A 20097-nucleotide genomic window follows, 5' to 3' on the forward strand; every position below is an offset into this window, starting at 1 on the left:
TATCACTTATAGACGTTTATGACCGCTCAGTAATTGACTATCATCTTGGATTAAGCGCTACAGCCAAGGATGCTTGCGCAGTACTTATAAATTCGCTTAATAAACGTGGTTTGAAGCCCGGCATGGAACTTCCGATAATAAGGACCGATAACGGCCCACAGTTTATAGCTAAAAAATTTGAAGAAACATGCTGGAAATGGAAATTAACTCACGAAAGAATCCCCGTTAAAAGTCCTAATATGAACGCCTATATTGAGTCCTTTCATTCTATTTTAGAAGATGAATGCTATAGCAGAAATGAGTTTACTAGCTTTACAGAAGCCTACAGGGTCATCAGTGAATACATGGATTATTACAACAATCGTCGTAGGCATGGCAGCATTGGGTACATTGCACCTGCTAAATATTATAAAGCTGTTATGAGTAACCAGATTCAGATATCAGTGAAGAAGATGGTCGCCTAGCAGCCGTTCATCGCAGACCCTTTACATGGGGAGGGTGTCCGTGTTAGCCTGCCTTTGGCAAAGGGCCGCAAAAGCATTAGCTGCAGCGGGCCCTGGTCGGCCCTAAGAAACACGGACACCAGGGGCCCCCATGTCAAGGGCGGCTGCCCAAGATAAAACGTTGTATTCTATATAAACTTAAGTTTTTAAGTGTATATTCTCCAATTTTAGGGGTTCAAGCCGATTATTGATGAGTGTCATCACGTATCTGCATTTAGTTTTGAGCAAGTATTAAAGCAAGTCAGAGCCAAGTACGTATTTGGGTTAACGGCTACACCTATTAGGAAAGATGGCCATCATCCGATTATAATGATGCAGTGTGGTCCCATACGCTTTCGGGTTGATGCAAAGAATCAAGCGGCCGCCCGTCCCTTTAAACATGTGGTTGTCCCAAGGTATACAACATTTAAAATGCCTTCAGAAATCTCGGAACCAAGCATTCAGGATATTTATGCGGCTTTAATATTGGATGCACAGCGAAATAACTTAATTTTTGATGACATCCTGACGGCCTTAGAGGCAGGCTATACTCCCCTATTGTTGACAGAACGAACGGAGCACGTAGATTATTTTGGTAAGCGCTTAAAGGGTTTTGTTCGTAATGTTATTGTTTTGCGGGGCGGTATGGGAAAAAAACAAAGAAAGGCTGTTGCGGATAAGATTGCTAGTATACCGGATGATGAGGAACGTGTAATTATTGCCACCGGGCGTTTCATTGGTGAAGGTTTTGATGATGCCAGGTTAGATGCTCTTTTTCTGGTAATGCCCATTTCCTGGCGAGGCACATTGCAGCAATATGCGGGGCGATTACATCGCTTACACAATAACAAGCATGTGGTTCGTATTTATGATTACGTTTATATCCTTGAACCTATGTTAAAACGTATGTACGATAAACGTCTTAAAGGCTATAAGACGATGGGTTACAAGGTTTGGGACAAGGAAGATATGTGTAACAAGCAATTTGAATTTATGTTAAATTTGTAAAATCTCATTTATCTATAAATCTTAAAGAGTGATGCTTACATGACAAAGGATGAATTATTAAATCTAATCTATGAAGTTCAGTCATTTAAAAGCGAGCAAGATAACATAGAAGTTAAATCCGCTGCCAAAGGTGCCCCCAAGATCTATGATAGCCTTTCTTCCTTGAGTAACCGACCTGGGGGAGGTGTCATAATATTTGGATTAAATGAGGAGCGGGGTTTTGAACCAGTAGGGATCTATAACTTGAGCGATTTGAGGCAAAATGTTGGGGAAGCTGCAGCGCAAATGGTTCCTCCTCTGCGTCTTACTTTTACTTCTTTAAAATATAAGGAAGCTATAATTTTATGTGCCGAGATACCTGAGTGTCCCATCGAGCTTAAGCCTTGTTATTATAAACCTGCGGGGCTGCACGGTGGTTCTTATATTAGAGTGTCAGACGGTGACCGTAAAATGACCGATTACGAAATATACATGTTTAAGAGCGGTAGAAGCCAGGCGACGGATGATATGCAGCCAGTTTTCAGGGCTAAACCGGAGGATTTAGACGAAAAGGCAATTGAAAAATATGTTTTAAAAATTCAGGAAAAGAGGCCGGGTTCCCGGCTACTTGTTTTACCTTGGGAACAGTTATTAAAATCTTTAAATATACTAACTGAATACGAAGGGAAACTGGTACCAACATTAGCCGGTATGCTGATGTTCGGCACTTTCCCGCAACAGTTTTCCCTTCATTGTTTATAGCCTTTTTATTATTTGCCGGTACTAACCAAGACGAAAAAGGTCCTAGGGGAGAAAGGTTTTTAGACAATCGTAGGTTAGATGGTACTTTGCCCGAAATCATTGCCGAAGCTGAAAAGGCAATAGTTTATAATATGCGTCGCAGCACTGTAATAAGTGGCTTGTGGCGCAACGATATTGATGAGTACCCACGAATAGCCTTAAGGGAGGCTATAATTAATGCCTTGGGTCATAGAGACTACAGCCATTATGCTTTGGGGACGCATATTCAAATTCGTATGTTTACGGATCGGCTGGAGATAGAAAATCAAGGCGGGCTTTATGGTCATTTATCTGAGGATACCATTGGTATAGATGCACCGGCAACCAGAAATGCGGCACTAATGCGTATGATGGAAGATATGGACTTGGTGGAAAACCGTGGTTCAGGCATTCGGACCATGATGGAGGCCATGCGCGCAGCACATCTAGCGCCACCTAAATTTACAAATAAGCATACTTCCTTTAATGTAACGTTTTTTAACCACACTTTGTTGGATAAAGAAACGTTAGAGTGGCTAAACAAATTTAGCTTAATCGATCTTAATGATAATCAACGATTTGCTCTTGCTTATTTAAAAAGAAATCCTTATGCCCCCAAATTAACTAATCGGGATTACCAACGTATCAATAGCGTGGAAAGTGTTCAAGCGACAAGGGAGTTGGGGGATATGGTAAAGCGGGCAGAGGTGCTGCTACAACACGGTACTCGTGGAGGTGCGTATTATACTCTCAGTGACTGGGTCTTGGATAAAAACCAGCAGATAGAGCCGACCCTTGAGCCAAAGTTATCGGAAAAAGAGAAAGAAATATTGAATTATGTAAAAGAGCATGGCTTTATTACTAATTCTTTATGCCGGGAATTGTTAAAAATTGATATAAATGCGGCAAATTATCTTTTAACAAGTATGAATAGAAAGTATTTATTAAAACGTACCGGAAAAGGTAGATGGACAAAATATACTCTGTAACCAATATAATTTATCCTATTTGGAGTCTATTTTGAAATATATTTGGAGTCTATTTTGAATTTTATACGGATCAGCAAAAGGGTGGATTCTCGGCGATTTGTTGCCGGGGCTTTGTTATTAATAACCGCCTTATTTTTTTATGTTAACGTTGTCACCTTGTCATACACCAAGTATCATTTAGGTGCAGGAACTACCTCTTTCTCGCCGAAAATTTTGGATATAGAGGGATTATTAACGTTAAGTTACCATGCCTTCATAGTAATACAAATGTCTAATAAATGAGGTATCTTATGACAGGTGTTCGCAAATATGCGGATCTTACTTGTACGGAATTTAATAAAATTAATACACATAAAGCAATATGTTTAATGACCGTCAGTCCTTTAGAAGTTCATGGACCGCATTTGCCGCTGGGTACAGATGTTTACATAGGGGAGAAGTTGCAACAAGAGTACTGCAAAGCTTTACTACAACGGTATCCCGACTTTGAACTTTTGCTTTTACCACCGTTATTTGCTGGTTGTGACTCTCTGCCAGTTAAAGGATCCATTACTATAAGAGCAAAAACATTAGAGAGTTTTTTGCTTGATATGGCCGGCCAGTTGTCTAAAATGGGATTTAAATATTTGGTTATCTGTGATAATCATGGAGGGCCAAGTCATCAGATTGCAATGGAAGTAGCATCGCGCAAAGCTTGGCATTGTTATAATTTTTACCTAATTAATCCCTTTAACGTCATTTATCGCATGATGGTGCGACATGATAAAAAATTTTTACAAATGATTAACCTGGCATCTGGTAATTGTGGTGATGATGCAGATGCCCATGCCGGAACCAATGAAACATCCCTAATGTTAGCAACAAACCCGGAGCTTGTAAGGGATTATTTAAATGTTTCCTCAAGCTTTTTAGCAAGAAAGAAAGGGCTGAGTGCTGCAGTTGGGTGGCTGGGGAAAATATTTAATAAGATGGGTTTGGTTAACATAAGTGCAGATTTAGAACATTTAGCCAATCTGGTAAATTGGACAAGGGATGCAAAAAACCAACCATATCTTGGCTCTCCAAGTAAAGCAAATGCCGATGATGGTGAGAGGATGACTAAAGGACATGTTTCCATTGCTGTGGATCTGATAGAAAAATCCATCTCAGGTCAAAGACCGTTTACTAAGCCCATGCTATGGTGGTTGAGGTTATTTAGAAGGTAATTAATTGGATTTATGATATGATGCCACAGCGAACCCCCGTACCTGAAAATGATTATGTTACTTTTGTTAGCTACGCTATCCCGGCTGGAGAAGCCGTTAGGGCAGCTAACTTTCGCGAACTACTTACTTTTTTCAAGGATGACAAGGGGCGGCCCGACATTCCGGGATCCTGTGTCAAGGGAGCGGTACGCACTGCACTGGTTGCTCAACTAATGAAAAACAGCCAATGTGGATCAATAAGTAACCTGATTTTCAATAATCTCCCTATCTGCCAACCGTAGCCCAGCTCAGATAACATACTTACCGGTTTTGGCGTATCAGCGGGAAGTGCTTCGGGTACGGCAAAATTAATTTTCCATCCCGACGAAGGGAAAAAACTGCAGGCCGGGGATGTACTGGTGGCCCCGTCAACGGACCCTGGCTGGACCCCCCTATTTTTAAAGGTTTCCGCTATTGTTATGGAGACAGGAGGGTTTTTGTCTCACGGCTCCATTGTGGCCAGAGAGTACGGCATTCCTGCGGTGGTAAACATTCCAGGAGCAATGAAGGTAATTAAAGATGGTCAGTTAATTACTGTCGATGGTGACGGGGGAAAGGTATATCTGTAGTTTTGCTCATTATCACATCCATAATAGGAGATAGCCATGGAATTATAATGGACAATCTATAAAACAAAATTAAAAGGACATCCTTCTTAGGCTATATTTTATCGGTAGAAACATGCCGGTTTTGCTCTTATATTTGATATACTCCGGACCAAATTCCTCTTCCATGTACTGCTCTTCTTTTTTAGCCAGCCTGTAATAAAGAACAACTAGAATCGGCCACATTATTAGCAGGGGAATGGTAGCCCATTCAAATATCATGCCCAGCGTTATAAGCAGGAAGCCGGTATACTGGGGGTGCCGGATGTAAGCATAGATCCCACCGGTTACCAGTCTGCCTTTCCCCGCTTCTTTACTCCAGTAGTGTTTGTGGATATTTCTCCACCCTAAGATAATCAGTATACCGCCTATTATATATAGCGCCGAACCAAAATATGTTCCCCAGTAACCAATATACTGCACCAGGGTATGGCCCCATAGCACCCCTTCTGGTAGAGTATAGCCAAAAACCCAGGTGATGACATACATACTTAATGGTATGCCAAACATTTCAAAGGCCAGCGCCACCACAAAAGCCATAAAAGCCCCGGCCGGTTTGATCTGGCTTTTTTTATAAAACGGAATAAAGGCCAGGAACACTCCGAACATAATGATCCAAACAGCGACCGCCCACCATTGCCCAAAGTGGCTCCAGATATCTTCCATTACCTTTTCAGCTCCTAGTTTAAAATTTTAACCTTTAGCTCTGGTCCCCCTGCCGATAAAATGCATGAAATTGATTTAATTATTTTGATTTGCTGCCGTTAATTAAAGAGCCCTTTTTGCTTTCAGGGCTTGTTTAATAGTTTGTTTTTCCACCCACCTTCCAATAATTTGCTTATACCAACTAATTCTGGTGGGGTAAAAATAATCTGCCTCAAGCCAGCCCTGCTCCTTGTAGTAGCGATAATCCCGCGCCAGTCCCGCCTCAATTGAGTGTACAGCTCGTACGGAACGGAAAATAACCACTTCTTTTAAGCTGGGGATAGAGTCGGTATTGCTGGTGAGATAGCTAAAAAACCTTTGGGCGGCCTTAGCTGTCTCTAAATCGTATTTTTGCTGTTCCGCCGGCAGCGGTTTTTCCCAGGCGACGGTAAGACCAAGCCCCGGGCAGGTCTTGAAACCCCAAAAGCGGGCTACCTCAGCCAAATATTTCAGGACGCCTTCATAGCCGTATACTCCCTGCGTTACAATCGGCATAAAGGTTTTATGGAAAAAACAGGGACGATGAAAAACATAAGCCAGGCGGTCCAACAGGTTTTTTAACAGTGCTGTTACCTGCAAAGAATACACAGGTGAGGCAAAGATCACTCCGTCGGCCTGCATCATCTTCATAAAAATATCTGTTCGTTCGTCTTTTAATGGGCAGTATTCTTCACCTTTTTCCAAACAGGCCCCGCAGCCCCGGCACGCTTTTAAATCTACATCTTTTAGAAAAACATATTCAAAATCTATATTGCCTAGCTTTTTTAGACACTGTTCAAATTGTTTTACTATACCCAGAGTTCTTCCATTGCGAGGACTGCCAATGATAGCGACAACTTTTGCGGACAACGAAATCACCTCTGTAATAAATTAACCAATGTTCTTACCTATGATTCTAAAGTAAGGTCCTGTTGGTAGGTAGTGCAATACGTCATGTCTTTGCAGGGTAAATAGTCATGTGAGGGGGGTAGCTTTTGTTTATCCGGTCACATGACACTCAGTATAAATAAAACATGACTTATTGCACTACATGATAAAAAGCCATCCCTTTAAAATATAGTTAGGCAGGTAATTATAGCTGATATAATAACTTGAATAAACGAAAGGATATGGCTGAAATCGTATGTATAAGCGCTCTTTTCTGCAGGAGGTTATTTATAATGCTATAATTATGAAAGAAAGAATCAAGGAAAGCGCGGGGTTTTATATGAGTGAACAGCCCAGGGCCTGGCAGTGGCTGGATTTTTTACTCGCTATGGTAAGAGCCGGGTGGTTTTTCATCCTGGTCATTGTTTTCATCACAGATCCGGATCACACTGGTATGTCCTTTTACATCATACTGATTTGGCTGCTGGTTGCTTTTATTGTGCCACAGTTGTTCTGGCGGCCCGGTACCATTAATACAGTGCTTTACCCGCTCGCAGAGTTGGTTTGTACCGGCGGGCTGCAGGTGTATATTTCCCTTATACTGCACAAAGATATTTTTGTTCTGGCTGTGCCCTTGTTAACTACGGGTTATTTTATTCATAAAAAGAACTTATGGTTAATTTTAACTTTTTTTATCCTGCTGATTCCCCTGGCCAACTTGGCTTTCCCCGGCAGTCCCTGGACAGATATACTGCTGGCGGTATTACAAAACCTATTAATGCTGGCCTTGGGTTATATATTTAGGCGCATGCTGAATGCCCACATTAAAATGAAACAGCTGTTAAGGGAAAACGAACGGCAGTATCAGCTCATCCAGGAACAAAACCAAATGCTGGTGGCATACGCTAAGCAGGTGGAAGAGTTGACCCAGCTGGAGGAGCGCAATCGTATGGCCAGGGAATTACATGACACGGTGGGTCATACTTTCACCTCTGTGATTATGGGCATGGATGCAGTTAGTTATTTAATAGATACTGCTCCGGACGTGGCCAGGGAAAAGTTGGATGTGCTGCGCCAGGTGGCTAGAAACGGCTTGGCTGAGGTCCGGCGGAGTATTCACGAGATTGCTCCTAAAGGTCAGGAACTGCCTCTTTCTCAGCATATCGCCCGGATAACCAATGAATTTTCTTTGCATACGGGAGCAAGCGTCGGCATTCATATTGAAGGGGAAGTTCATGATGAGGTACTACCGGTGAAGATGACCCTGATTCGCTGTATACAGGAATCGCTGACTAACGCCCTGCGGCACGGCCAGGCCAAAAACATAACCATCAACCTGAAATTTACCGCTGGTGAGATAATATTATCCATAGAAGATGACGGCGTTGGTGCCGATGGGTTAAAGCCGGGCTTCGGCCTATCTTCCATGCAGCAGCGCCTGGCGGCTCTGCATGGAACGCTGGAGTACTGGTCTGAAAAAGGAAAAGGAACCCGGATTACCTGTTTAATACCGACAGGGAGGTAATACTGTGAGCAGCTTGCGTATACTGGTTGTAGATGATCAGGAACTGATTAGGGAAAGCCTGTCCATAGTTTTAAATATGGAAGAAGATATTGAGGTTATCGGTATGGCTGAAAACGGACGCGTTGCTGTAGAGCTATGTGAGCGGCAGCAGCCTGACGTCGTTCTGATGGATATTCACATGCCGGAAATGGATGGCATTGTAGCCACGCGTTTGATTAAAAACAACTGGCCTCAGATACGTGTGATTATTCTTACCACCTTTCAGGAGTTGGATTATGTTGTTGATGCGTTGGATATCGGGGCTGAAGGCTATTTGCTTAAAGCAATTCACCCTAAAGACCTGGCAACAGGCATCCGGCTGGTGAACCGGGGCGGAACGCTGATTTCTCCTAATATGGCCAGGATGATGGCCAGCCAGTTAAAACAAAACGAGCCCAAAAGCTTAAATCACGGGTTAAGTGAGCGTGAGCAGCAGGTATTGGAGTGCTTGGCCCAGGGTCTGAGCAACCGTGAAACTGCGGAGAAGCTCTTTCTGTCTGAAGGTACGGTTAAAAACTATATTTCCAGTATCTACAGCAAACTAGATGTCCGGGACCGACTGCAGGCGGTAAAAAAAGCCAGGGATGAAGGTATTGTACGCAATTAAAAAAAGTAAATTTTACTGGGTGATAAGAACAAATGAAAAAAAATAAAATGTCAAAACCCATTCTTATCGGATTAGTTAGTATTATATCAGTAGCAGTTATTCAGTATTTACCTGCTTTGATCTTAAAATCCCCCGGTATGCAGGAGATAGCAGGGCAGTATGTAATTGTATACTATCAGAAAGGTGACGAAAAAGGAGCACATGAAGTTTTTGATTTGTTGGAATCTACTGCAAAAGAGATAAGAAAAAAATTAAATTATACAGAAGCTGCCAAAACGAAGATGTATATATATAAAAAGCAATCAACTTTTCAAATGAAAAAAGCAGGTCTTGTTACGTTATTATTTGCGCCGGAATGGTATGTTGGAGATAATAAAGGTGATATAGCCTTAATGGTTTCACCATATGCAAAAGTATCAGGACATAATCATGATAGTATTTTGTCGGCTGCACCACATGAGATGACGCATACCATTAATTACCTTATAAACCCTGAACTTTCATACTGGATTGATAATGGTGTTGCAGGATATCTATCAGATCAAAAGCCACAAGAAAACTTTATTGAGAAAAATAATGTTCCTTCTTTTGAAGATATTTGTTTAGAAAATGAAATAAAGTTTGGAAAAATTGGCGGGTATGAATATTCATACTTGTATATTGAGTACCTTGATAAAACGTATGGCTGGGACAAAGTGGCAAGTATTGTTAAAGGAATATCCTACCAAGAAGTATTTAATAAATCAGAAAAAGAAATTTATGATGAATGGGTCAGGTCATACTGGTATTTGTCCTAGCATTGACCCTAATAATATAACTAATCAAGGACGTTAATCGATATAACCCAAAGATATAAAAGGCAAGCCTCTAACTGTGCATACATCGACAAGTGGTCCGCCTCCACCATAATTTGTCCGAAAACCCGCTATTTTTGTGATATGCTCCCCGTCAAGTAGACAACTAAAAAACAAAAGATTTTCTGCCCGATTCGTCGGGCAGTTTTTATGCTGCTATTTTTGTCTGATAGTACTTGGACGGTGTTAATACCCCAAGCCTGCGCTGAACACGCTTATTACATAGTAATCCATGTAGTCGTTTATCGCTGCAATTAATTCCTCTTTTGTTTGAACTTTCTACCATAATACATTTCTCTCTTCATAACTCCCCAGAAGCCTTCCATCAGTGCATTATCTATGCAGTGAGCTACTCTGGACATACATTTCTCCGCTATTCTGAAGGCGTCTGCAAATCCAGTGCTTGGTGAGGACGGCGATAATTATAAAAGTTCAGTTAGCCGGCAATTCTTTGTCTGGCTTCTCGGGGATTGGTGTACAATCTTGGGTCCATTATACTGGCTATTAGCTGTAGACCGTCTCCTCTTGCGTGCCATTTCCTTAAACTAAGCGTTAGCTTATTATATAAGAATAATCTTGTGGGGGACGGTTATATTAATGGTGGTAGAAAATGAAATTGAGGTACAATTAAGCGGGTTGCTTAGTGGAGCTCGGAAAAGCTGGTCAAGAAACATTTCGTATTCTTCAGAAAAAACAAGGTGAAAGACATGAAAATATCAACAATCATTAATAAAACGCCGGATATAGGAAAATCGGCGGTGGCAAAGCAGCATAAATTAACGATAGCTGAGGCGGCAAATTTATGGAACAAACTGTTGGCTAGATATGATTTAATAGAAAGCATTTTGATATTTATGAACTACGTTAAAGATAAGGATTTGCGAAATGAAGCGCAAATCCTTCTAAAAAAAATTAGTCAGCAGACACAACAATTGGAAAAGGTGATGGCTGAATATTCGGTTCCGTTAACGCCACGGCCCCCTTCAGAAATTAAGATCTTGGAGGACATAGCATCAATCACGGATAGATATATCTTCAGCAGGATATTTAACGACATTAAACGGTTCCTGCCGGTCGATATGGTTGCCTTTATACAAAGTACGTCTTCACAAATGAGGAATTTTTTTAAAAAGTTTTTACTGGAAGAAATGGATATATACAATGGCCTTCAAGATCTCGGCCTGAAAAAAAACTGGTTGCAAGCTCAACCTGAGTACAAAGGTAATAAAAGCGGTGGGCAGGAAAACCCTACCATCATTGAAGCAGCCCAGATGTGGGTTAAATTGTCCGCCAGGTATGATACGGCCGAATTTACCAATCATATGAAAAATATTGCCACAGACCCCGATTTAAGGGCCGCTATTAGCATTGGCCAAGATACACTCAAGAAACAAAGCTCGGAGCTGGAAAAGATGATGCAAAAATACGCAGTGCCCTTGCCCGGAAAGCCTCCCGAAGCGGAAATTACAGCCCAGACTAGCGATGCAGTATCGGACAGGTATATCTACAGGCAAATTTTCAGGGGTATCCAATCCTTTTTGCCGATACATATGATTGCTTTTCAAGAAAGCATCAACCCTGCAGTGCAGAAAAAGTTTAAGGACCTGCTAACCGAGGAGATAGATATCTATGATAAATTCATTTCCTATGGAATATTAAAAGGCTGGGTGTTTAAGCCACCCTCCTTCAAGGGATAGTCACGACGGCGTAAAAAGTTAACAGTAAGAACGGCTTTATGCCGGGTAACTATACAAGTTTTTCTCGGCAGTGGAGAAATATAAACACGAAAAGGTATGATGTTACCGGCACTTAAGATTGCTGCATGGTTCGCCAAGCCGTTAATCGCTGGCAGCGGGCTTTTATTATAGCAGGTGTTTTCAACGGGTAGACATCCATGCCGCGAGCGGCACCATCAGAGGGATGAAAATACAGGAACTTTATGTCATTCCGAGCGCAGCGAAGAATCTTTAAATCTATCGCCAACGCAAGATCCTTCGCTAGCGCTCAGGATGACAGTTCGAAACACGGGGACTGCCGGTTGAGGAGTGATTATCCTTAAACGGCGGTTTTTCTATAATTGACAATATGCGGAGCAGTAGTACAATATTGATAACAATGTTGTTAATAAGGATGATAAGGAGGTGTTTGCTATGGTTGATGTTAATCAATTACTGGACGAAGCTATAAAAGAAACTGATAACCTTCAAGAAAACGAGATATTTCTGATCAGGGATCTGTTTAAGGGTTATGTCTGGAATAGAATCCCGGTAAAAGACAGGCTGCTTCTTGGAACGTTATTTTTAAACCAAGTAAATAGAACTGGTGGAAATATTCAGGCTATAGAGAAGACATCTTCGAATCAGCAGAGATATGAAAAAATATGCAAGTAAATTTTAAATAAAAAGTGAATTCGTAGCGGTTTGTTTCTAATAGTCATATAAAACGTTTAGTGATACTTACTCTTTTTTGAATGTTTTTAATAATGATTGGGGAGGTCGATAATATTGAATAAAAACATTCAATTAGGAATAGGTTTTGCGACTGGACGTAAGAGTTTCCGAAAGGTTCTAAAGACTTATGTTTTCAACTGGCGGGAATGTGGTTTGTCTGAAAGAAAAGATATCGGTCTAAACCTTCTAGTTGCTTATGATTTGAAGTATTCAAATACTAAACCGGAAGATTATAAAGAAATAAAAAAAGAAGTGCTTGATTTAATAGATAATGTCTATTTTATTGGTAAAGATGAGATGAAGGCGGAAGTTCAGCATCTTGTAAACAAAAATGTTATCAATAATAACGAAACTTGGATTTTTGGAAGTGGATATGCGGCTCAGCGTAATTCTATTCTGTATACAGCGATAAAAAACAACATAGATTATCTTATTTTCTTGGATGATGACGAATATCCACTGGCAGTAACCAGGACACGCCCGAATGTTGTATGGAGTGGTCAGCATGTTATAAGAACTCACTTGCGCTATATCAGACAGGCTGATATCACTCATGGCTACCATTGTGGGTATGTATCCCCCATTCCTTATGTGGAATTTAATAGTGTTTTGACCGAGAATGATTTTGCTATGTTTATAGAGGCTATAAGCAACGATATAATTAATTGGGATTCAATACGAATGATAATGAATAATGGCGGTATTACTTATGCTGATACGCAGGTGCTTACCAGTGAGGCAGTAAAGGAGGTTAAGGAAGTAAATCATTGTAAATTTATTTCCGGAGGGAACCTCTGTATTAACCTGACTGATCCCCTTAGAGTCAAGCCCTTCTATAATCCGCCTGGTGCACGAGGTGAAGATACTTTTTTAAGTGCCTGCCTGGGCGAACACAAGGTGATGCGAGTACCGTGTTATACATTCCATGACGGATTTTTTACCTATAATCATTTGCTTGATGGAGTATTACCTATCAGCCTTCGATGCGTTGAAGCAGATTCAGAGCAATTTATTACTCGCTTCTATAATGCTTGTATTGGCTGGATTCGGTATAAACCACTTCTGCTATATATAACACAACGAAATGTCTACGAAGACAAAATCGAACTGATGAGACAACAGCTAAGCGAAACATTGCCTAAAATATGTAATTATTTTAATAGAAATGAATTTATGAACATAGCGATAGAATTAGATAAATATCACCGTAACGTTAAAAAACATTACATGGAATTTCTTGAGATACAACGTATTTGGGCCAAAATATGTAATTATCTATACTCTAATAATGGACGAGCTTCTAAATTGTTGAAAACGGAAAATATTGCGGAATATATGACCAGAGATTTTCATCGTAAAAAAACAGTAAGAAGTCAATATACGAAAATTAGGGGCCGATATAACTATTCTGATAAGGTGAAACACGTAACTACTATGAAGTAGACTCAGGTTGCCTTTATCATAGATAACGGTACTAGAGCGAGTGTCTGACAACTCGCCTTTTTTTTGGCCAAATAATATGTTAACGTATTATGCGTACTTTCTCCAAATCTATTAGGGGGCTATATAGTAATTTCCTCTCCCCGGCGGAGCAAGCCTTAAAGTGACATACATAGTTAAGTGTTCTTTAATATGGATATAATATGGATATAGAATTTGAGTCTATCTCAAATTCTATCCAATCGCATAATTTGTTCTACTATCAAAGCAGCACTATAGGTTGCAGCTTTTTTAACCAGTGGGGTTACACTGCCATAAATAACGACGGGAAAAGTCCACTCCAGCATGGCTAAAAGATAGGGAATAATATCTGTTTCAAAGATTACTACCGTTTTGGCATATTTTCTTATCTGGCAGATCATATGATAAACCTTAACAACCTCGGGGTCATTTCCACGGTAGACGAATGGCGGCATTTCATCTAATGAATTTACCTGCGCCAGGGCCCGCTCGAATTCCAAGAAAGATATCAAATCTTCATTGTTTCCCAGCCGGGTCATCTCAAATTTAAAAATAGGTTCCAAACGGGCGAAATCAGATACTATGTTTCTCGGCCCGGTATCGGAGAAATCAATAATATAAACATTGTCGCGTTCGTCCAGCAGGATATTTTGCATATTTAAATCCCCATGATTGATACCCGTATACCAAAGGCGGGATGCGGATTGCCGGGCAGGATATTCTTTTTGTAAAAAATTATAGGGATTAGGAAGAACCACACCTAATTCGGGACAATCAATCATGTCTTGGTGAGCCGATATTCCCAATTCTTTTTCCGCTTCTTCAAGTATCATTGGAAATCGCACCAAAGGATTATGCTCCTGATAAGGCTTAATCATTTCCCAGCAGGGTTGACCGTACCAGGGTTTGAGGATATGAGTAAATATTTCATCAAAAAGCGGTATTAATTCCCCCACCGGCTTTTCTTGAAAGCGATTAGTCAGCCAGCAAAGATTGCTATCCGGTCCGCTGATACCCAAAAAGTTATATCTCATCCCAGTGGTATCACCGCACGTGGTTTGTCCCATAATGGTTGTGGAATTGTTAAGAATATAACCGTGCACATATTTTTGATGGTTTTCAATTTCTTTTTCGATCAAGGAGGTTGGTCCTATCTTTAAAACTGTAGGCAACATGCGTCGATTAGCATTATCATAAGCTGTTACGCGAAATGGTTTACCAAGACTAAATCCTCCGTGTAATGGTTCTAGAACTACTCGTCTGGCATCAGAATAAAGGCGACGGGTAATAATTCCCCATTCCTCCGGGAAAGCAATCCCATCCCCTACTTCAATCTGCAGTTGTTTCTCCTCCCCGGAGCGGATTTGTCCGGGTATAAAGAACCAAACCCTCCCTTCAGTAAGAGTCATATTTTTATCGGCTATGCACACATCTTGCATTAATTCCAGATCCGAGCAATACTTTAAGACCTCCCCAGGCTCCTGAATATTTTGCCAATCAATGATATTGGCAAAAACAAGAACATTTCCCCAGAAGAATTCTTCTCCCGGCTTTATACCCTGCTGAGCCATTAGCGGTGCCAAATACTCATCTGTTTTCCAAGCTGCACTTGCTGCCATACCAATAAGCAATATGGTTTTGTTGCCTGAAACTTCCCGGTTATGTAAATGGTTGTTTTTCAAATCTTCACGGTTTTGATAATAGCTCCCGTTTACCGTCTGCGTTCGGCCAACTATTACCATACCCAGGAGATCTTTATTCTGATGTGGTTTTTCCTGTAATTTCTCAATTATCAGTTTATGTATATCTTGTAAATTAACCGGTGCACCTGGCGGAATATCCAATCTTCCCCACGGCTGTCCACTAAAACTTGCTGCAGCAGCTATATACGTTTCTGCCTCCCGAGGGTCATTTACTACCATAAAATCCGGTTGATTATAACCATCTGCAGGCATTACTCCGATCATTCTTTCCAGAGCTAAAAATGGCCCTAATCCTTCAAAAGCGTCCACGCGGTCAAAACCTAAACCTCCTATGCCAAAAGCCACACCAAGATCTTCCAGACTGGCTGGAAGAAGATTAATGCTATCTAAATTATTCCGTGAGGGCTTTTTTAACGGATTCCAGATATCGAGACAGCTTTCTTTAGCTGATAGTATTTGCCAGGTACATACTCTTCCCAGAGCCGCAAAACTGTTAGGTCTTTCTGATAAAAGCCTCATATTTATTTGTTTCATGGCTTCGGCCATACCTTCAGCCTGTCCAAATAGCTGAAGTACGCCGGTAGTCTGTAACACTGATTTAACGTCACGGGTTAATCCCATTAGTATTAATCTTCCGTCAAGTTTTGCTAACTTCTTGCCGCATTTAATCAGGGACCGAATTCCGGCGCTGGATAAGTAGGTAACATTTGTGAAATCTATAATCCATTGATTTTCGTTTTTTATACCTTCCTTTAATTTTTGCTCAAAAAGTTGGGCTCCCAGCCCATCAAACCGCCCCTGTAAACAAATCTGAAGGATACCTTCCTCAATGAAGATAGAAACTTCAAGCATATTGAATACTCCTCCCCATGATAAAACCATATAAGTAGGGTAATGTTTCTGCTAAAGGTTATTAAATAATATTCTACAAAAAGCACGGATAACCTTGCAATTGCTAAAAACCGGCAGGATATTTTGATTATTTGTTGAAATTTCATCTATATCTTTTTATAGCAAGAAGGAAGGCGGCATAAATACATAACATTATCGATTTAGGCATAGAGTTAGTAAAAAATATGTCGGTGGTCATAGTATTAGCCTATGTTTTAACCAGGACCAGGGCTTATATAGCCATAATGACTAAGAACGAAATTACCATTAAGCAACAGCTTGGCATGATTCTGATATTTGGAATATTCTCCATTTACGGAACACTAAGCGGTATAGATGTTATGGGGGCAATTGCTAATATCCGTGATCTGGGACCAGCCATTGCCGGACTAATTGGAGGGCCGTGGGTCGGTATTGGCGCTGGTCTTATCGGCGGAATACATCGCTATACGCTGGGTGGGCCTACCTATATCCCCTGTTCCATTTCCACTGTTTTGGCAGGATTAATTGGCGGTCTTATCTATCAGTATCGGAAAGGTAAATTCGCCAGCATTACTTGTGCCGTAGTGTTTATGGCTCTGATGGAAGCCTTGCACATGGGTTTGACTCTGGTAATCGTAAAGCCATTTAGTCAAGCATTGCTTATAATTCAGAATGTAAGTTTACCTATGATTATTACCAATACTTTGGGTATGGGCATATTCGCTTTTATCATTCACAATTTAATGAAAGAACAGGAAACTCAGCATACCAAGGAATTAATTGAGGGGGAATTGAGTGCAGCCCGCGAAATACAGATGAGCATTGTTCCCAAAATCTTCCCGCCTTTTCCAGAACGGCCGCAATTCGATATATTTGCTGTTTTGGAATCTGCTAAAGAGGTGGGAGGGGATCTCTATGACTTTTTCTTGCTGGATGAGGATCATCTCTATTTCACCATAGGAGATGTCTCCGGAAAAGGAGTTCCGGCTTCCCTTTTTATGGCGGTTACCAAAACCTTGATAAAAGCCAAAGCCGACATCAATCTGGGTCCTGATGAAATATTATACCGGGTAAATAACGAACTTTGTGAGGATAATGACTCCGGTATGTTTGTAACCGAATTTCTTGGTATTCTAACGATTTCAACCGGAGAAGTGATTTTCAGTAATGGCGGCCACAATACACCTTATTTACTCAGGAAAAATGGAGAAGTAAAAGCTTTGCCCAAAATACCTGGAATGGCTTTAGGAGTTATGGAAGATGTTAAATATGTTTGTGCCAGCATCAAGCTTAGCGCAGGAGATAGTCTGGTGATGTATACGGATGGGGTAACAGAAGCAATGAATCCTGACGGGGAATTTTTGGGCGAACAACGACTGGAAAACATATTACGGCAATTTGACGGTAAAACTGCCAAGGATGAGGTTAATTACATTTTGAATAACACCCGACAATTTGTAAACGGAGCCAGCCAGTCTGATGACATAACTATAATGGTTATAAAATATCTCAAGCAAAAACAAGTGGAGTATCGCGTGAAAAATAAGCTAGAGGAAATACCCATCCTGGCTGCAGACGTAGAAGATTTTGCTGCAGCTAATAATCTACCTGCCCAACTAAATTTTCAAGTTAACCTTTGTCTGGATGAGTTGCTGACCAATACCATCAGTTATGGTTTCCCCGAAGGTGGAGAACATGAAATCCTGGTAACAATTGACCTGCAGGAAAAAATGCTGGTTATTACTATTCAAGACGATGGGATGGCGTTTAATCCCTTAAAACAGTCAAAACCGGATCTAAGTCTAGGCATTGATGAACGGGCAGTTGGTGGCTTAGGTATACATTTAGTACGTAATTTGATGGATAAAATAGAATACCGTAGGGAAGCAGGAAAAAATATTTTGGTAATGGAAAAACAAATAAAGTAATAAAAGAATTTTAAAGATAATCAAAGAGAAAAAAAGTCAATTAAAAGCTAAGATAAGGAGAGTTTACCATGAAGATTACAAAAAATGCGCAGGGGAATACCACCACTCTAGCCCTTCAGGGCAGACTGGATACAGTAACCAGTACCCAGCTGGCAAACGAACTAAGTGCTATATTTGAAGAAGGAGCGGTCAATCTCGTTTTCGATTTTACCGCACTGGAATACATCAGCAGTGCAGGGCTGCGTGTGATTTTGACTGCACAGAAAAAGATAAATGCTCAGGGAACGAAAATGGAAATTGTTGGGGCAAATGAGTCGGTGAAGGAGATATTTGATATCACGGGATTTTCCGGAATTATGAAAATCAATTGACAATCTGTCTAATTGTACTGCAACAGCGGGTTCTTCGGAACTCGCTGTTTGTATTTTATAGAAAGAAAGGGGTAAAGCACTATGAACCTTTAGCTCGTTGTGCTTTACCCCCCTTCTTTGCCTGAGGTATTATTCATGCTCTTGTCAGCTAATCCAGTGTTTCATTCTCTACGTCAAAATCATAGCTTGCCAGAAAATATGAATATATATTATACAATTTGACGTGAACTATTTCCGGCTCTGCGTCGGCATCATCTTGAAAGGCTTCGGCAAGTTCTTTACACATGGTTCTTACGTCGTCCTCAATAGCTCTGTTATTCAGGTCATCCCATTCATTAGCGGATATATATTCCCGGGATTTTAAAACGACCGTTACTTCATCATTTTCGTCGTAATTAATTGAAGTAATTTTGAAATCAATATTACTTACATTATATTCGTTGCCTTTTAGCTCATCCTCTACGTCGTTAATATCATTTACATTATCATCATAATAATTTACGATAAGATTTCCGGTCCCGTACTTAGTAAATTTAACCAACACGTCATCTTTATCAATGTTGATTATTTTGCCTCTAACAATGGTATCCTCGTCAAGTTCGTCTTGAATTTCGTCGACCAGGTTGGTTAAATAGTCCTTGATATCACGATTATTTAAATCGGACCATTCATCCTTGTATTCGTCCAACTCAACCTCGATCTCAACGTCTAAACGATCCTCGTCTCCTGATAGCTTGATATTTTCTACAGGTACCTCTTCAATTTCGGAGTATTCGTCTAGTAGCTCGTTTTCCAGGTCTGTAAGATCAGTATTATCCTCTTCATCTACATCGTCTTCATCTTCTTTAAGGTCCTTCAAAATTCTTTCCAGGATGGTAGCCATTTCCGCTCTGGTTATATAATTGTTGGGTAAGAAGTAGTTCCCCGGTGCGCCCTTAATATAGCCTGCTTGATACATCGCCAGGATGTAGCCGAGATCATCTTTGCTAATTAATATTTTATCTTTAAAATTTACTTTATCGATATCAACTGGAGTTAAAGCTAGTACTTTAGCAAATATAACACAGGTTTGAGCTCGAGAAGCTTGTTGTGCGGAATTGAACCGGTTCAGGTTTAAAATTTTTAAATTTATGGCCTTTTTAACTGAATCCCTGGCCCAACTGGGGACTTCCCGAAGATTTTCACTGTAAGTTGTATCTTTTTTGTCATTGCTATCGTTGTCTGCTAATCGCATCAGTAGTGCAATCATTTCTGCCTGGCTCATGTTTTTGTTGGGTTTAAAAGTACCGTCATCGTAACCTTTGAACAACTCCATATCTGCCATTCGTTGTATTGAGGCGCTGCCCCAATGATTTTTAGTGTCCCTGAACTTAGTGCCCTTAGCTGAGATTTTGCCGTCTACCATAGCCTTGTATTGCATCTTATACATTTGTACGGTTTGCGCTTTGGGTTTAGTCTTATCCTTTTTGGCGTTGCCGGATTTAGCCCATGCTGCGCCGGTTGACAAGGCTGTTGTCAGCAACATTACCAGCATAATAGTAAAGAATTTTTTCAAGTTTATCCCTCCCTATTATTCTTATACTAATTAATTCGCAGGCAGCTATATTTTTGGGGGGGACAGACGATG

The 20097-nt window shown here is 40.7% G+C and carries 18 protein-coding genes and 2 pseudogenes; 16 read left to right on the top strand and 4 right to left on the bottom strand.

Annotated features, from left to right (window positions below; all coding sequences use genetic code 11):
- The 8 genes and pseudogenes from SPSYN_RS04620 to SPSYN_RS04650 all read left to right on the top strand — a co-directional run.
- Positions 1-464 (top strand): integrase core domain-containing protein (locus tag SPSYN_RS04620; RefSeq protein ID WP_161821310.1); only part of this gene is annotated, 464 nt, incomplete at its 5' end.
- A gap of 225 nt (positions 465-689) precedes the next feature.
- Positions 690-776, top strand: a pseudogene (locus tag SPSYN_RS16425) (DEAD/DEAH box helicase family protein); the annotation flags it as partial.
- 138 nt (positions 777-914) lie between these two features.
- Positions 915-1490, top strand: coding sequence for a DEAD/DEAH box helicase (locus SPSYN_RS04625; protein ID WP_243152909.1), 576 nt, complete (start codon positions 915-917; stop codon positions 1488-1490).
- A 39-nt stretch (positions 1491-1529) separates the two neighbouring features.
- Entirely contained in the window at positions 1530-2231 is a 702-nt protein-coding gene (locus SPSYN_RS04630) for an AlbA family DNA-binding domain-containing protein (RefSeq protein ID WP_161821311.1), read from the top strand.
- A complete protein-coding gene (locus SPSYN_RS04635; RefSeq protein WP_161821312.1) occupies positions 2222-3238 on the top strand; it encodes an ATP-binding protein in 1017 nt (338 codons plus the stop codon). Before SPSYN_RS04630 ends, SPSYN_RS04635 begins: the two co-directional genes overlap by 10 nt.
- 290 nt (positions 3239-3528) lie before the next feature.
- Positions 3529-4443: a creatininase family protein gene (locus SPSYN_RS04640; protein WP_161821313.1), complete on the top strand. Its 915-nt coding sequence runs from the start codon at positions 3529-3531 to the stop codon at positions 4441-4443.
- A gap of 17 nt (positions 4444-4460) precedes the next feature.
- Entirely contained in the window at positions 4461-4724 is a 264-nt protein-coding gene (locus SPSYN_RS04645; RefSeq protein WP_161821314.1) for an RAMP superfamily CRISPR-associated protein, read from the top strand.
- 3 nt (positions 4725-4727) lie between these two features.
- Positions 4728-5051, top strand: a pseudogene (locus SPSYN_RS04650) (PEP-utilizing enzyme); the annotation flags it as partial.
- Between the two features lie 69 nt (positions 5052-5120).
- Here SPSYN_RS04650 and SPSYN_RS04655 read toward each other — a convergent pair.
- Both SPSYN_RS04655 and SPSYN_RS04660 read right to left on the bottom strand, forming a co-directional pair.
- Positions 5121-5753, bottom strand: a complete 633-nt coding sequence (locus SPSYN_RS04655; RefSeq protein WP_161821315.1) for a methyltransferase family protein — start codon at positions 5751-5753, stop codon at positions 5121-5123.
- Positions 5754-5855: 102 nt separating this feature from the next.
- A complete protein-coding gene (locus SPSYN_RS04660) occupies positions 5856-6641 on the bottom strand; it encodes a flavodoxin family protein (RefSeq protein ID WP_161821316.1) in 786 nt (261 codons plus the stop codon).
- Between the two features lie 274 nt (positions 6642-6915).
- Between SPSYN_RS04660 and SPSYN_RS04665 the strand changes: the two genes are divergently transcribed.
- The 6 genes from SPSYN_RS04665 (at position 6916) to SPSYN_RS04690 (ending at position 13577) form a co-directional block, all read left to right on the top strand.
- Complete coding sequence (locus tag SPSYN_RS04665) at positions 6916-8184, top strand: sensor histidine kinase (protein WP_161821317.1); 1269 nt, start codon at positions 6916-6918, stop codon at positions 8182-8184.
- Positions 8185-8188: 4 nt separating this feature from the next.
- Positions 8189-8830: a response regulator transcription factor gene (locus SPSYN_RS04670; protein ID WP_161821318.1), complete on the top strand. Its 642-nt coding sequence runs from the start codon at positions 8189-8191 to the stop codon at positions 8828-8830.
- A gap of 32 nt (positions 8831-8862) precedes the next feature.
- On the top strand, positions 8863-9627 hold the full coding sequence (locus SPSYN_RS04675) for a hypothetical protein (RefSeq protein WP_161821319.1): 765 nt from the start codon (positions 8863-8865) through the stop codon (positions 9625-9627).
- A 764-nt stretch (positions 9628-10391) separates the two neighbouring features.
- A complete protein-coding gene (locus tag SPSYN_RS04680) occupies positions 10392-11381 on the top strand; it encodes a DUF3231 family protein (RefSeq protein ID WP_161821320.1) in 990 nt (329 codons plus the stop codon).
- A 453-nt stretch (positions 11382-11834) separates the two neighbouring features.
- Positions 11835-12074 carry a single-stranded DNA-binding protein gene (locus tag SPSYN_RS04685; RefSeq protein ID WP_161821321.1) on the top strand — a complete coding sequence of 80 codons (240 nt, stop codon included), beginning with the start codon at positions 11835-11837 and terminating at the stop codon, positions 12072-12074.
- 114 nt (positions 12075-12188) lie between these two features.
- Positions 12189-13577: a hypothetical protein gene (locus SPSYN_RS04690; protein ID WP_202623721.1), complete on the top strand. Its 1389-nt coding sequence runs from the start codon at positions 12189-12191 to the stop codon at positions 13575-13577.
- Positions 13578-13801: 224 nt separating this feature from the next.
- On the opposite strand, the gene SPSYN_RS04695 is transcribed toward SPSYN_RS04690, so the two are convergent.
- A complete protein-coding gene (locus tag SPSYN_RS04695; protein ID WP_161821322.1) occupies positions 13802-16150 on the bottom strand; it encodes an STAS domain-containing protein in 2349 nt (782 codons plus the stop codon).
- Positions 16151-16374: 224 nt separating this feature from the next.
- On the opposite strand from SPSYN_RS04695, the gene SPSYN_RS04700 reads away from it, so the two are divergent.
- Together SPSYN_RS04700 and SPSYN_RS04705 are read left to right on the top strand one after the other, a co-directional pair.
- Complete coding sequence (locus tag SPSYN_RS04700) at positions 16375-18099, top strand: ATP-binding SpoIIE family protein phosphatase (RefSeq protein ID WP_161821323.1); 1725 nt, start codon at positions 16375-16377, stop codon at positions 18097-18099.
- 68 nt (positions 18100-18167) lie between these two features.
- Positions 18168-18470: an STAS domain-containing protein gene (locus SPSYN_RS04705; protein ID WP_161821324.1), complete on the top strand. Its 303-nt coding sequence runs from the start codon at positions 18168-18170 to the stop codon at positions 18468-18470.
- A 148-nt stretch (positions 18471-18618) separates the two neighbouring features.
- Here the strand turns inward: SPSYN_RS04705 and SPSYN_RS04710 are convergent, their stop codons facing one another.
- Entirely contained in the window at positions 18619-20025 is a 1407-nt protein-coding gene (locus SPSYN_RS04710; RefSeq protein ID WP_161821325.1) for an S-layer homology domain-containing protein, read from the bottom strand.
- Positions 20026-20097: the final 72 nt, after the last annotated feature.

It is taken from the genome of Sporotomaculum syntrophicum, from assembly GCF_009932395.1.
GTDB classification, from domain to species: domain Bacteria; phylum Bacillota; class Desulfotomaculia; order Desulfotomaculales; family Desulfallaceae; genus Sporotomaculum; species Sporotomaculum syntrophicum.

Excerpts from the sequence above, each read along its gene's own strand:
- SPSYN_RS04625 (WP_243152909.1), top strand. The coding sequence starts at position 915 with ATGCCTTCAGAAATCTCGGAACCAAGCATTCAGGATATTTATGCGGCT.
- SPSYN_RS04630 (WP_161821311.1), top strand. The coding sequence starts at position 1,530 with ATGACAAAGGATGAATTATTAAATCTAATCTATGAAGTTCAGTCATTT.
- SPSYN_RS04640 (WP_161821313.1), top strand. The coding sequence starts at position 3,529 with ATGACAGGTGTTCGCAAATATGCGGATCTTACTTGTACGGAATTTAAT.
- SPSYN_RS04645 (WP_161821314.1), top strand. The coding sequence starts at position 4,461 with ATGATGCCACAGCGAACCCCCGTACCTGAAAATGATTATGTTACTTTT.
- SPSYN_RS04655 (WP_161821315.1), bottom strand. The coding sequence starts at position 5,753 with ATGGAAGATATCTGGAGCCACTTTGGGCAATGGTGGGCGGTCGCTGTT.
- SPSYN_RS04665 (WP_161821317.1), top strand. The coding sequence starts at position 6,916 with ATGTATAAGCGCTCTTTTCTGCAGGAGGTTATTTATAATGCTATAATT.
- SPSYN_RS04675 (WP_161821319.1), top strand. The coding sequence starts at position 8,863 with ATGAAAAAAAATAAAATGTCAAAACCCATTCTTATCGGATTAGTTAGT.
- SPSYN_RS04680 (WP_161821320.1), top strand. The coding sequence starts at position 10,392 with ATGAAAATATCAACAATCATTAATAAAACGCCGGATATAGGAAAATCG.
- SPSYN_RS04685 (WP_161821321.1), top strand. The coding sequence starts at position 11,835 with ATGGTTGATGTTAATCAATTACTGGACGAAGCTATAAAAGAAACTGAT.
- SPSYN_RS04695 (WP_161821322.1), bottom strand. The coding sequence starts at position 16,150 with ATGCTTGAAGTTTCTATCTTCATTGAGGAAGGTATCCTTCAGATTTGT.
- SPSYN_RS04700 (WP_161821323.1), top strand. The coding sequence starts at position 16,375 with ATGTCGGTGGTCATAGTATTAGCCTATGTTTTAACCAGGACCAGGGCT.
- SPSYN_RS04705 (WP_161821324.1), top strand. The coding sequence starts at position 18,168 with ATGAAGATTACAAAAAATGCGCAGGGGAATACCACCACTCTAGCCCTT.